Below are 13,736 nucleotides of genomic sequence, written 5' to 3'. Positions count from 1 at the left end.
TACCGTGTAAATGTATTTTTTAACGGTAACGTTGATTAATTTTCTCTCACTCAGATTTAACATTTAGACAGGTATCGCCTAAAGCCTAAAGCCTAAAGCCTAAAAAACAAGTGGCTGGCGATTGCCGATCGGGGATAGAGAATAACTTATCATATAAGCAATTTCTCGATCGACCTTCAGCAATTACCAGCCACTATCGATTGATGGACTTTATCGACTAATAATTAGTCATCAGTCACCAACAGCAATGTCTACCAACCTTTTTCCGATTGAGCCAAAACATAAGTAGCTACATCTTCGATTTGAGCGGCACTGAGTCTGCCACCAAAAGCAGGCATAGCATTCTTCCCATTAGTGACTTGGGTAGTAATTGCTGCAACCGAATTCATCCCGTATTCTGCCAAAGCTTCTTTTTTGAGATTCTTGTTGGCCATGATGACATTGTTGCCACCAGCGTGACAAGCTGCACAATTAGCACTAAAGATTTTGCTGCCGCTAGCTGCGTCGCCAGCCAAAGCTGGACTGCTAAATGTCATTGTAAACAGCGCGAACGCTACGGTTAAAATCGAAATCAGCTTTTTCAAAACGTTTCTCCTTACTAATCTAAAATTAAGAAACCTAAACTATCAACCATATATTGTAACCAATCTGGTTGGGTATCGATCGGTAAATGTACCTATCTGTGTCGAAACTTTAACAATTTCGAGAGCTAGCCACGATACTTCGTGCATACTTCGATCGGATGCTAGCGAAGTATACCTTTACCGTCGATTTGAGAAGATTTGCTAGCATCATTACAGCAGCATGAATCGTCAGCATCCGCCATCCAACTGTCTATCGGACAGTTTTACCACCACCCCATTGCTCGCCCATGATTTTGGGTTGCATCAGGATATGTCCGGCAATAGCATACATATTATCCTCTGAGAGGTTTTTCATCTCAGTGAAAATATCGGCACTTTCCATACTGGGGTGCAACTCTGCAATTGGAGTTTCACCATCGTAGGTAGTGGGATGATGCATGTAGTCAACCAGCGCGACGATATTATCCCGCGCGGGTGTTGCCCCAGCTAAATCTACGGGGCTTAAACCTACGTTAAAGTCGGTTTTAGTAACGCCACCAGCATGACATTGGGCACAAGTCGATGCAAACAGTTGTCTGCCTTGACTGACTTGTTTGAGATTGAGGGTGACAGTTTCACCCTCTGGATTTAATTTGACTGTGCGCGTTGCAGCATCGAGTTCGATGGCATTAGCACTAGTGACTAAGGTTTGGAATGCAAACAATATGGTTGCCACAGCCAGCAACAAGAATCGCTTGAACATGGTTCTCCCTCAAAAAAGATAACTTTAAATTAGATGATAAGTACACAACACAGCTAAACTCAAGACCAAAGCCACAGCTATCTTATATTACCAATATCATCTCATTATCTCGCCCAAGGTCTCTCGATTTTTCCTCATAAAGTAAAGAAAAATTTACAATTGAGAGGGGAGTTGGGAGTGAAGAGTTGGGAGTAAAGAGTTGGGGATTGGCATTTGGGGTTGGAGGAAAGAGAATATTGAGGACGCTTGCGTCCTTTTCTGTCTGTCTGCGAACTCCCAACTCCCAACTCCCAACTCCCAACTCCCAACTCCCAACTCCTAACTCCCAACTGTCTGATGCAGTCGCACCAACTGTGCCACCGTATGCTTAAGCTGGGTACGGGGGACGATTTTATCGACAAAACCCTTTTTGAGGAGGTATTCGGAAGTTTGGAAGTCATCGGGAAGTTTTTCGCGGAGCGTTTGTTCGATCACGCGTCTGCCTGCAAATCCGATCGTGGCTTTGGGTTCGGCGAGAATAATATCTCCCAGCATGGCAAAGCTGGCGATTACACCTCCCGTTGTGGGATGGGTGAGGATGGGGAGGTATAGTAACTGGGCTTCACGGTGTCGTTCTAGCGCACCAGATATTTTAGCCATTTGCATCAGACTGAGCATTCCTTCTTGCATTCTGGCACCACCAGAGGCACAAACGATCGCGACGGCGATCCGGTTGGCGGTAGCATATTCGATCGCTCTAGTTAGCTTTTCGCCAACAACAGAACCCATACTCCCACCCATAAACCGAAAATCCATCACCCCCAAGGCGATGGGCGAGCCTTCAATTTTGCCCATGCCAGTGACGACGGCATCGGTTAAGCCTGTCTTGCGCTGAGTTTCCCGCAGCCTGTCGCTGTAAGCCTTGCGATCTCTGAATTTGAGCGGATCGCTGGGTTGGAGCTGCTCGTCGAGAGGAATCCAGGTATCGTCATCGATGAGTTGACTGATGCGCTCGTGACAAGAGACACGCTTGTGATGCCCACACTCCAAGCACACCATCTGATTGGCGATGAGATCTTTAGTGTAAGCGATCGCGTTACAGTCTTCGCATTTTGTCCACAGCCCATCAGCAATTTCTCGCTCCTGTTGTTGCTGAATGCTGGGGCTAGTTTTCTGACGATCGGCAAACCAATCGAAGAGGGATCCGAGTTGGGGCATATAGTAGTTGTCAGTAAAAAGCGCGATTCGGTAAATAATTAATGTTGTCCTTATTTACTGAGTCAGATATATTATCTCTTGTTTGGTGCTCATTTCCCATCTAATATAAGATGCCGATAACTAGCTACGAATGTAACTTTGATTTGAGACGCTCGATCGAGGACTAGCAAAGCCAAACCAATATCTGGACGAGAGTTCGGTAAATACTACCTAAATTAGGCGATTTCATCACTCGATCGAGATAGATCGATCGCTCTTTTATGTAGCATTAAGCTAAAATTCATCTATCGCCGCATCATTTATCCCCACAATGAGCTATTGCCTCAATCCGAATTGTCCTCAGCCTCAAAATCATCCCGAGGAAAAAATTTGCAAAGCTTGTGGTAGCCAGTTACTGCTTAAGGATCGCTACCGAGCCATCAGTTTTCTCGATAGTGGCGGGATGAGCCGCAATTTTTTGGCAGTGGATACGGATATGCCCGAAGAAAAACGTTGCGTAATCAAGCAATTTTTCCCGGCACCACAGGTATTAGATGATGTTGAAGCTTTTGAAAAATCGATCGAACTATTTCAGCGTGAGGGAGCGCAACTAGATCGATTGGGTGCGGACTCTAGCCAGATCCCCCAATTGTTTGCTTATTTAGAGCAAGAGCGGAGATTTTATCTGATTCAAGAATTTATCGATGGGCAAAATTTGCTCAAAGAATTAGATGAAAATGGTGCGTATTCTGAAGAAAAAGTTCTGCAATTATTAGATGATTTATTACCAATCCTAAAATTCGTTCACGATCGCGGGGTAATTCATCGCGATATTAAGCCAGAAAACATCATGCGTCGCAAAAATGGCCAATTGGTGGTAATTGATTTTGGCATGTCCAAACATCTCAATAGTACTGTAATGTCGCGCGGTACGACAGGAGGGACGATGGGTTATGCGCCGCCCGAACAAATTCGGGCGGGGGTGGCTTATCCGGCGAGCGATATTTATGCTCTCGGTGCTACTTGTATCCATTTGTTGACCGATATTACTCCCGATCGACTGTACGATTTTATGAGTAATAAATGGACGTGGCGACAAGAATTAGTCGCTCAAGAACGCCAAATTAGCGATCGATTGGCAAATGCAATCGATCGAATGTTAATGAATGAAGTCCAGGATCGACATCAATCGATTGCGTGTATTGAGGCAGCATTGGCTTTGCCACCTGTAAATAATTGGCGATTGAAAGCCATTATCGGTACGGCGATTCTGGCAGTTCTCTCTACGGGGTTAGCTGCCTATGCCAATAAAGATTTCATCGAGTGCCAACTTGGCGGACACAATACATCGTGTCCGCTACCGCCACCGCCGATGAAACTCCAGACGCCCCAAAAGATCGGCAATGTCCTCTATTATCCCTATTTATCTGCAAAAGATCGTAATGGCAAATCAGCAGAGATTAATATGGCAGTATTGAGCGATCGCTATGAATGGCAATTAGCCTCTGACAGCCAGGTAAGACTGAAGGGATCGACTCAATCTTTACCAATTTCTGTACTCAAGCAAGAGTTAGAAAAACAAGGTATTTTCAAAATCATGGATAATCCCAATCGCATTGTCGCGATCGGGACTGCATCTTGCGAAGGATCTAATGCGGAAGAGGAATTACGCGCGCTCAGTCGTGCCAAAACAATTCAAGACCAAATTGTCAAGCAATTATTTCAAGTCAAAGAATACCCAATTCTCAATCTCGGTCAATTCAAACGCGATAATTGTCAGCGAGATACCGCCGGAACTTCTATTCAGCGCAGTTTGGTAATTGTTGGACTCCGCAAAGAAAGCGAGGGTTTAATGGTGAAAGATGCCGTTTATCAACGCTTGTCTAAAACAATTAAAAACCTTAAGCTCGATGATTATTCATTAGGTAGCGTCCAAAAATTTGAACTTAAATAATCGCTCTCGATCTTGCCTAACCGCTGTCCACACCGAACGCTAAATGTACCTTAAGGTTGGTGCTGTTGGGTTTCGTTCCTCAATCCAACCTACTCACTATTCCCTATTCCCTATTCCCTATTCCCTATTCCCTAGATGAATGTACATCGCCAACAATTTCCAGCATTAGCCAACAAATCCTACTTTAACTATGGCGGACAAGGGCCGATGCCCCAAACAGCCTTAGATGCCATTATCGGTGCCTATGAGCAGATCCAAACACAGGGGCCATTCGGACTTAAAACTAGCGAACTAGTCATCCGCGAATCCCATCTGACACGCCAAGCGATCGCGTCAGAATTGGGCGTCACCGCCGACACGATCGCTCTGACCGAAAATGTCACAGCGGGCTGCAATATCGCCTTGTGGGGGCTAAATTGGCAGGCTGGAGACCGAATTCTGCTATCTGACTGCGAACATCCAGGGGTCATTGCCAGCATTAAGGAAATCTGTCGGCGGTTTGGAGTAGTCGTCGATCTATTTCCGCTCCAAGCTACTTTAAATACAGGCGATCCTGTTACGACGATCGTCGCGCATTTAACACCCCAGACTCGACTGGTCGTCCTCAGTCATGTGCTGTGGAATACCGGACAGGTAGTGCCGCTGGCGGAAATAGCAAAGGCAATTCGGCAAGATCCATGCGCACAGAGGCCGATCCGGATTTTGGTAGATGCCGCTCAATCGGTCGGATTATTACCACTTCAGTTAGCGGAGTTGGGGATAGATTTTTACGCATTTACGGGACATAAATGGTGGTGTGGGCCGGAAGGTGTCGGCGGATTATACATTCATCCAGACGCGATCGCGAGTTTGGAACCAACTTTTATTGGCTGGCGAGGTTTGGACTATAGTACTCCCGACTTACCATTAGTGAATGATGCTCGTCGCTATGAAGTGGCGACATCTGCTTATCCTTTATATTCTGGATTGCGTGCGGCGATTGCGACACATCGGGAGTGGGGGAGCGCGATCGATCGCCTCGATCGAATTGTGAGTTTGGCTACGTATCTGTGGGAAAATTTACAACAAGTCCCAGGGGTTAAGTGCCTCAATCAGACCGCACCGCGATCGGGTTTAGTATCGTTTCAGTTAACGGACGGTGACTGTGGTAAGTTAGTTCGAGATTTAGAACGGCAACATTTTTATCTGCGGACGATCGTCGATCCGGTCTGCATTCGTGCCTGCACTCATTATTTCACAACTACTACAGAAATTGATGAATTAATTCACTGTTTGCGCAAGCTAATTAATTAAAGAAATACGCATTACTCCTATGTCAAATCCTACGATTTATATTGCGATTACCGACCACGGTTTCGGTCATGCTGCCAGAACAGCATCGATCGCCGGACAGTTGCAAAAGCTATTACCATCAATTAAATTAATTTTGGTAACCACTGCGCCGAAATGGTTATTAGAATGTTACATAGATGGTGATTTTATCTATCGTCAGCGCGGATTTGATGTGGGAGTCGTTCAGGCCGATAGTTTGAAGATGGATCTGGATGCAACGTTATCTAAGTGGCAACATATTATCTCAAGCAAAGACGAAATAATTGCCGAGGAAGTAGCCTTTTGTCAAGAACATGGTGTGAATATAGTCTTTGGCGATGCCCCGCCGATCGCCACTCTAATTGCCCAAAAATTAGGCGTTCCTTGTTGGATGTCGAGTAATTTTGGCTGGGACTTTATCTATCGAGATTGGGGCAAAGACTTTGCACAAATTGCAGATTGGATTAGCGAGTGCTATGGATGTTGCGACAGGTTGTTTCGCGTACCAATGCACGAGTCGATGGATCGATTTCTCGTAATTGAAGATGTCGGCTTGACTGGTGGCGATCCTAAGTATCCATTAGAAATGATTCGCACAAAATTTGGTCTCGATCGGCCTAAAGAACACACAATTCTACTCACATTTGGCGGATTGAGTTTAGATGCGATTCCTTATCAGAATGTCAGTCAATTTCCAGACTACCAATTTATCACACTCGATCGCCATGCCCCAGATTTACCCAATTTAGTCAAAGCTCTAGATCTTGCAGTGCGTCCCGTCGATATTATGCCATTGTGCGATCGGGTCGTCTCCAAACCGGGCTATTGTACCTATGCTGAAGCTCTCAAACTGCAAATACCGATCGTTTCAATCACTCGCTCTGGCTTTGCCGAGTCAGAAATTATCCTCAATGGGATGCAAGACTATGGCTATCATCAAGTTATTAATCCCGATGAATTTTTTGCTCCCAACTGGGATTTCTTGAATCGACCAGTACAACCGCCGAGATTGAATACTAAAATAGCAACCGATGGCAATCACTCGATCGCGAGTTCGATCGTCAAATATCTTAGTAGTACCTAAATCTAGGCTCAATTCTCCGATCGATTATCAATTAATTTAATTGTGACTCATTATCAAAAAGTTCTGACAATTCCCAGTACGCCCAAATCCTTTGTCAAAATTACATCCCAGATAACTAGCATCGTCACGCAATCTGGAATTCAAACGGGGTTATGTACGTTATTTTTGAGACATACTTCTGCAAGTTTAGTAATTCAAGAAAATGCCGATCCGGATGTACTGATAGACTTGGCTAATTTCTTGGCTAAACTCGTCCCAGAAGATGGTAAATATATTCACTCTGCCGAAGGAGCTGATGATATGCCAGCACACATTCGCACCGCACTTACCCATACCTCCGAACAAATCCCCATTATGCGGGGTAGTTTGGTATTGGGTACCTGGCAAGGAATTTATCTGTGGGAACATCGCCAACATCGCTACAACCGTGAATTAGTCGTACATGTCAGCGGCGATTAAAGTCGCCAAATCCTTTTCCACAACTCATCCACCCTACAACACTAATCACCTATCAGAGTTTATCGCTAACCGGAGGGACTCCAATTCTTGACGTAGTGGTGGTAACTCGTAGCCTAATGAGATCGCTTTAGTACTATCTAGCGAAACATCTGCGGCGCGGGGAGCTGCCATCGTTAGATCTCGTTGGGAAATTGGCAACAACAGCGATGAGTCAAACCCGAAAACTTCAGCTAACAATTGTCCGAACTCATAGCGGGACAGCCGTTCTTTGCCGCCGAGATTGAGAATTCCTGGCGATTTGCGTAATGCCATCAATAAACCGCGTGTAGCGGTTGCCGCACTGACTGGCGTGCGGAATTCATCGATGAATAATTGGAGCGTCTGCTGGCTGGCTAATGCTGTTAGCCAAGGCTGGAGAAAACTACTCGCCGTCGGTGGTGCCATGCCAAACATCAGCGGCATTCGACAGATTGTCGCTTGTGGATAGGTAGCTAAGATCTTAAGTTCGGCGGCTACTTTTTGTTCGCCATAAATATTCAGCGGCGAAACTGGATCTGTCTCTAGATAAGGTGCCTGCTTACCATCGAAAACTAGATCGGTGGATGTAAAAACAAAGGGAATCTTGGCTTGGGCACAGATCTTTGCCAGTAGTTGGGATGCGCCAATATTGATGCGTGCGGATAGTTCTGGATATGTTTGACAAAAGTTGGGACTAGCCGCCGCCGCAGTATGAATGATAGCATCTGGCGCGATCGCATCGATCCTGGCAGTAACTGCATCGATTTGAGTGAGATCGATTTGGTGCAGCCGAACATCGCTAATCTCGATCGAATTTTGCGAGTATGTACCGTGAGTTTCCCATTGAGATCGAGCCTGTTGACATAAATTCCAACCGAGAAAACCACTCGCCCCAGTAATTAGTAATTTCGGCATAGTTAGGAACAGATTGGATCGAGTCGATCGTCAAATTGAAGTATTAGTTAAAACTTTTTTCCGGCTTGGCAGCGATCGAGTATATTACAGTCAATGACCGATCTAGATCCAGCTATTTAGCCGATTCGATCGCCTTTGGAAGCGATGCTGGATCTCCAAAAACGACCTTTAAGTGGGTATCATAGCAGATGGGGCTAGCGATCGATCGAGTGCAATCGACACTACATAAATTTCTCGGGGATCGCCAAGACTCCCAAGATTTTAGGTTCGGTTATCGCACTAACACCACACTATCTACATTTTTGTATACTAATGTTAAGGGCGATCCAGATATCTACTTTCAAAAAGTTAAGATATTAGGGAATAATGTAACGAAAGTTAACTTTTCGGTTAATAATATCGAAATAAAGTATTACAGAGTTTTAAGAGGCAACTTTACAACGTGAGTCAGCAACAACTTACCCAACTGCGGCGTTATAATCCCCAGGCGATTGCTAAGTATTACAATAGACGTCCGTGGCTGGTAATCTGGCGCGCACTAGTTATCGTTTGGTTGTTTGCCGGATTGTTAATTGGGTTATTACTCGATCGATCTGTTGGTAATACCGAAGCAAATAAAAATCAAAGAGCCGAGCAACTGCGGGAAATTTTGACGCAATTGGGGCCGACATTTATCAAAGTCGGACAATCGCTATCGACGCGTCCCGATTTAGTCCGACAAGATTTCTTGGACGAACTGATTAAGCTTCAAGACCAACTTCCACCTTTCGATAATGAGTTGGCAATGCAAATTATCGAATCGCAACTGAAGCGATCGGTAGAAGAATTGTATCAAGAAATTTCACCGCGTCCGATCGCAGCGGCCAGTTTGGGTCAAGTTTACAAAGCGAGATTGTACACAGGGGAACAGGTTGCAGTCAAAGTGCAACGTCCCAATCTGATGCCAACTATTACTCGCGATCTGTATTTGTTACGATGGGCGGCTAGTTGGATCAAACCATTTTTACCATTAAATTTAGGCGATAATCTTACCATCGTTGTCGATGAGTTTGGTACGAAGTTATTTGAAGAAATAGACTATCAAAATGAAGGGCGCAATGCCGAGAAGTTTGCCGCCAATTTTCAAGACGATCCGACAGTTAAGGTTCCGGCTATTTACTGGCGATATACCAGTCATACCGTATTGACTCTAGAGTGGATCGACGGGATTAAGTTAACCGATGTAGAGGGTATAAAAAAGGCTGGACTCGATCGAGATAAATTAATTAAAGCTTGTGTTGCATCGGGATTGCGACAGTTATTAGAATTTGGTTTCTTTCATGCAGATCCGCATCCTGGCAACCTATTTGCACTTGCCGACGGACGGATGGCATTTATCGATTTTGGGATGATGGATCAGCTCACCCAACACACTAAAGAAACGATCGCGGGTTCGGTAGTGCATTTAATTAATAAAGACTATCTCGCCCTCACGGATGATTTTGTCAGACTGGGCTTTTTGACTCCCGACGTGGATATTTCTCCCATTATCCCAGCTTTAGAGCGAGTACTAGGCAACGCGATCGGCGAAAACGTCGGTAACTTCAATTTCAAAACTGTCACTGATGAATTTTCGGAATTAATGTTTCAATATCCCTTCCGCATCCCCGCTCAATTTTCACTCATCATCCGCTCTTTGGTTACGCAAGAAGGTGTCGCTCTCAGTCTCAATCCTAACTTCAAGATTGTCGAAATTGGCTATCCTTATGTCGCCCAAAGACTGCTCAACGGCGAAACTCCAGAAATGCGGCGACGGTTGCTGGAAGTAGTAATTAAAGATGGTAAGTTGCAGTGGCAACGATTGGAAAATATGATTGGTATCGCTCGCACGGGTGGTAATTTTGACCTGTTGCCTACCGCTCAATTAGGACTACAGTTCCTAATGTCTGAGGAAGGACGATCGCTCAGAAATCAAATTATCATGGCACTAACCGAAGATAATCGCCTCCACATAACTGAAGTTCGACAATTGTGGAATTTAGTCAAAGGCGAACTAGAGCCATCCAAACTCCTAAATGTAGCGATTGGTGCTTTAGCAGTAAATGTCCCCAAAACACTAGGCGATCTCTCTACCGCTGGGGTGAGTTCCTTGCTCAGAGAATTGAGTAATAATGGCAAGTAAAGTCGCTGCTTTCAATAGTAAGGCTTGAGTCGGAAATAGTCGATCGGGTGAAAGATCTCGATCGACTTTCCCTTCGAGTCCAAAACCTTGCCCCCTAAAGCTTCTATACTTGTAACGCCTAGATTTTCGCTAAATTAAATGTCAGATCTCATCTTATTTTGGCACCGCCGTGACTTGCGCGTTTCAGACAGCATTGGTTTAGCCCAAGCCTGTAATACCAATGCTAGAGTCATCGGTGTCTTTTGTTTCGATCGAGCGATTTTAACTAACGATAGTGTTGCACCAGCCAGAGTTGCTTACCTCGTCGGCTGCTTGAAGTCGCTAGCCGAAGATTATCGCCGAGCGGGGAGTCAATTGCTATTTGTCGAAGGTAATCCCGTTGTCAAAATTCCGCTGCTAGCTACTACCCTTGCCGCCAAAGCTGTATATTGGCATCTCGATATCGAACCATACTCCCAAACACGAGACGAGAGCATCGCCACAACTTTAAAAAGTCACAACATCGAAGTGCATACGAGCTGGGATCAATTGCTCCACGCACCCACTGAAATTACCACTGGCAACAAACAGCCCTATACAGTCTACACGCCATTCTGGCGCAACTGGAGCAGTCGATCGAAACCAGCCCCAGTTGAAGTCAAACTCCCCCCCAGCCAACTAGAGGCTAACGAGCTATCGGCTTTAACTCAAGTACCGACGATCGACCTCCCAACTGCCAAAGATTTAGGATTTATCTGGGAGAACCCTCTCAAACTAGAACCAGGTACGAGCGCAGCCGCACGCGAATTAGAGGCATTTTGTCATCGATCGATCTGCGAATACGACGAACAACGTAATTATCCCGCCATTGCCGGGACATCTGGCCTCAGTTCTGCCCTGAAATTCGGCGTCATTGGCATTCGCACCGTCTGGGCGGCGACAATCGAGGCAATGGCAGAAACTAGAAGCGACGAAGCCCGCGCGGGGATTACCACCTGGCAGCAGGAACTCGCATGGCGAGAATTTTATCAACAAGCCATGTATCATTTCCCCAGCCTCGCCCAGGGGGCTTACCGCGATGCCTTAAAACATTTTCCGTGGCAAGATGATGGAGATCGTTTTGAAGCCTGGTGTCGGGGCGAAACGGGCTATCCGATCGTCGATGCTGCCATGCGCCAACTCAATGAAATTGGCTGGATGCACAATCGCTGTCGGATGATCGTCGCCAGCTTTCTGACTAAGGATTTGATTATTAACTGGCAATGGGGCGAAAAATACTTCATGCAGCGTCTCATTGATGGAGATCTATCTGCAAATAATGGTGGCTGGCAATGGAGCGCGTCCAGCGGTATGGATCCAAAACCATTACGAATTTTCAATCCCTATACTCAAGCCCAAAAATTCGACCCAGAGGCAGATTATATTAGGCAGTGGGTGCCCGAATTGAAATCTGTCGATACCAATCTAATTCTGAAAGGAAACATTCCACCTTTGACTTGTCATCAGATTGGCTATCCACTCCCGATCGTCGAGCATAGCGTCCAACAACGATTATTCAAAGATTTATACGCCAGCGTCAAAGGTGCGGCTTAGAGCAATTTAACATCCGATGACAGAATGGATTGCAACGGAAATTACCAAGACATTCAGTAAGTACGGAGATGTCCCGCCGCTGTGGATTATTTTCCCTGACGAACATCCCTATAGCATGTGTTGGCGGATGGGTTATGGCGAAGCTTATGTCGAAATTTGGTGGCAGTGGTGGCAAAATCGACAGTTGAGCGAAGCCCAGAAAATAGCATATTTTCAGCAGTGGACTCCCCCTGCCCTCTGGTTAGAATGGACGATCGAGGCCATCTGGAACTCGCGAGCTTGGGAAGATGATGACTTCGACTATAATCCTTACTTCGATCGATTAGCCGCACTGGGTTTTGGCAGCCAGCAAGATTACGAGCGCGCTCTCGACGATCCTAAGTGGTTTGGTGCAGAAGTGGATGATTGAGATCCGATCGACTTTGGTTGTGTCTGCTTTGGTGTAACGATTGGTACGAACAGCAACTCCTATTAATCTAGCGATCCCAGATATGGCAAGATGAGAGAGTTAGATTATATCGATATTTTACCAAATGCAAACGGGCAAAATTTCTATACTTAACCGCTGGCGACACTGGTTGCAGACTGGCATTGTAGCAATGCTGCTACTCAGCCTCTCGATGGGGTTGAGTGCAGCTACTCTATTACCTTCTGGCAACGCCATTACCGACGGACAGTCAATTTTGAGATACGCACTCCCGATCGACAACAAACCAGTGCGGGAACTGCAAAATAGCCTAGAAGATATTGCCAACCATCTGCGCGGCAAACAGTGGAGCACGATTAGCAGCGATGTCAAAAAAGCGGCTGCGGTAATTAAAAGCAAGTCAGCCGATATCCTCAAGGGTGTGCCCGATTCCAAACAAGCAGAAGCACAAACTCTGCTTAACGAGATTCAAACTGACATAGACGCACTCGCGATCGCCACAGCAGATAAAGACAAGCCGCAGGTGCAAGCCAAACGTACCGATGCTTTAACTAAAATTGGCACGCTCGAAGCCTCAATGGTGACTGATTTCCCTTATACAGTACCCGCAGAATATAGCAACTTGCCCCAGCTCAAAGGGCGCGCGACGATCGCCATCAAGACTAATAAAGGCGAGATCGCTCTAACAGTTGATGGCTATAATGCCCCCGTAACGGCTGGTAACTTTGTCGATCTCGTCCAACGCGGATTTTATAACAATCTCGCTTTTACCCGTGCCGAAAACGATTACGTGCTTCAGATTGGCGATCCGCCAGGGGATGAAGTTGGTTTTATCGACCCCAAAACCAAAAAATATCGAGCCGTACCGCTAGAAGTCATGGTCAAAGGCGATAAAGAACCGATGTATGGAATTACGATGGAAGATGCTGGACGCTTCCGCGAAGAACCCGTTCTACCGTTTTCTTCATATGGTGCCTTGGCGATGGCGCGTCCGGAAGGCGACCCTAATGGTGGTTCGTCTCAAGTCTTTTTCTTCCTGTTCGAGCCAGAATTGACTCCGGCTGGACGCAACCTGCTCGATGGTCGCTATACCGTATTTGGGTATGTGACATCGGGACAAGAAGTCCTCGGACAGCTCAAACCCAACGACAAAATCGAGTCGGCTAAGGTCATTGAAGGTGCCGATCTGTTAAAAGCTTAATTGTCGATCGAGATTTATAGTGGTGGCGGGCCGTTAGGCGCACCAGCAGGGCGGGGTTGACCTGGTGGTGGATCTCCGAGTGGGGGCGGCGCGCCAGCTGGACGGGGGCTGGGTGTCGGAGTCTGAGTAGTG

At 46.1% G+C, this 13,736-nt stretch carries 12 protein-coding genes; 8 read left to right on the top strand and 4 right to left on the bottom strand.

Features of this window, described 5'->3' with window-relative positions; genetic code table 11:
* Positions 1-251 precede the first annotated feature (251 nt).
* The 3 genes from petJ to accD form a co-directional block, all read right to left on the bottom strand.
* Positions 252-584, bottom strand: coding sequence for a cytochrome c6 PetJ (gene petJ, locus C7B77_RS10660; RefSeq protein ID WP_106303934.1), 333 nt, complete (start codon positions 582-584; stop codon positions 252-254).
* A 250-nt stretch (positions 585-834) separates the two neighbouring features.
* A complete protein-coding gene (gene psbV / locus C7B77_RS10655; RefSeq protein ID WP_106303931.1) occupies positions 835-1,326 on the bottom strand; it encodes a photosystem II cytochrome c-550 in 492 nt (163 codons plus the stop codon).
* 318 nt (positions 1,327-1,644) lie between these two features.
* Positions 1,645-2,523: an acetyl-CoA carboxylase, carboxyltransferase subunit beta gene (gene accD, locus C7B77_RS10650; RefSeq protein WP_106303928.1), complete on the bottom strand. Its 879-nt coding sequence runs from the start codon at positions 2,521-2,523 to the stop codon at positions 1,645-1,647.
* 310 nt (positions 2,524-2,833) lie between these two features.
* On the opposite strand from accD, the gene C7B77_RS10645 reads away from it, so the two are divergent.
* The 4 genes from C7B77_RS10645 (at position 2,834) to C7B77_RS10630 (ending at position 7,310) form a co-directional block, all read left to right on the top strand.
* Entirely contained in the window at positions 2,834-4,456 is a 1,623-nt protein-coding gene (locus C7B77_RS10645) for a serine/threonine-protein kinase (protein WP_106303925.1), read from the top strand.
* 135 nt (positions 4,457-4,591) lie between these two features.
* Positions 4,592-5,749, top strand: coding sequence for an aminotransferase class V-fold PLP-dependent enzyme (locus C7B77_RS10640; RefSeq protein ID WP_106303922.1), 1,158 nt, complete (start codon positions 4,592-4,594; stop codon positions 5,747-5,749).
* A 19-nt stretch (positions 5,750-5,768) separates the two neighbouring features.
* The gene (locus C7B77_RS10635; protein WP_106303919.1) at positions 5,769-6,851 is read left to right on the top strand and encodes a glycosyltransferase family protein; all 1,083 of its coding nucleotides are present in this window, start codon (positions 5,769-5,771) and stop codon (positions 6,849-6,851) included.
* Positions 6,852-6,893: 42 nt separating this feature from the next.
* A complete protein-coding gene (locus tag C7B77_RS10630; protein WP_106303916.1) occupies positions 6,894-7,310 on the top strand; it encodes a secondary thiamine-phosphate synthase enzyme YjbQ in 417 nt (138 codons plus the stop codon).
* A gap of 45 nt (positions 7,311-7,355) precedes the next feature.
* Here the strand turns inward: C7B77_RS10630 and C7B77_RS10625 are convergent, their stop codons facing one another.
* Positions 7,356-8,243, bottom strand: a complete 888-nt coding sequence (locus tag C7B77_RS10625; RefSeq protein WP_106303913.1) for an SDR family oxidoreductase — start codon at positions 8,241-8,243, stop codon at positions 7,356-7,358.
* A 442-nt stretch (positions 8,244-8,685) separates the two neighbouring features.
* Here C7B77_RS10625 and C7B77_RS10615 point away from each other — a divergent pair, with 442 nt between their 5' ends.
* From C7B77_RS10615 to C7B77_RS10600, 4 genes are all read left to right on the top strand, one after another.
* Positions 8,686-10,404, top strand: coding sequence for an ABC1 kinase family protein (locus C7B77_RS10615; RefSeq protein ID WP_106303907.1), 1,719 nt, complete (start codon positions 8,686-8,688; stop codon positions 10,402-10,404).
* 138 nt (positions 10,405-10,542) lie between these two features.
* Positions 10,543-11,976 carry an FAD-binding domain-containing protein gene (locus C7B77_RS10610; protein WP_106303904.1) on the top strand — a complete coding sequence of 478 codons (1,434 nt, stop codon included), beginning with the start codon at positions 10,543-10,545 and terminating at the stop codon, positions 11,974-11,976.
* A gap of 16 nt (positions 11,977-11,992) precedes the next feature.
* Complete coding sequence (locus tag C7B77_RS10605; protein ID WP_106303901.1) at positions 11,993-12,385, top strand: hypothetical protein; 393 nt, start codon at positions 11,993-11,995, stop codon at positions 12,383-12,385.
* A 124-nt stretch (positions 12,386-12,509) separates the two neighbouring features.
* Positions 12,510-13,604 (top strand): peptidylprolyl isomerase, encoded by a 1,095-nt coding sequence (locus C7B77_RS10600; RefSeq protein WP_106303897.1) that lies wholly within the window; start codon positions 12,510-12,512, stop codon positions 13,602-13,604.
* The last annotated feature ends 132 nt before the right edge of the window (positions 13,605-13,736 follow it).

Origin of the sequence: Chamaesiphon polymorphus CCALA 037 (assembly GCF_003003845.1) — a bacterium.
Taxonomy (GTDB): Bacteria; Cyanobacteriota; Cyanobacteriia; order Cyanobacteriales; family Chamaesiphonaceae; genus Chamaesiphon; species Chamaesiphon polymorphus.
The sequence above is the reverse complement of the archived record's forward strand: the minus strand, read 5'-3'. Positions and strand labels throughout refer to the sequence as shown.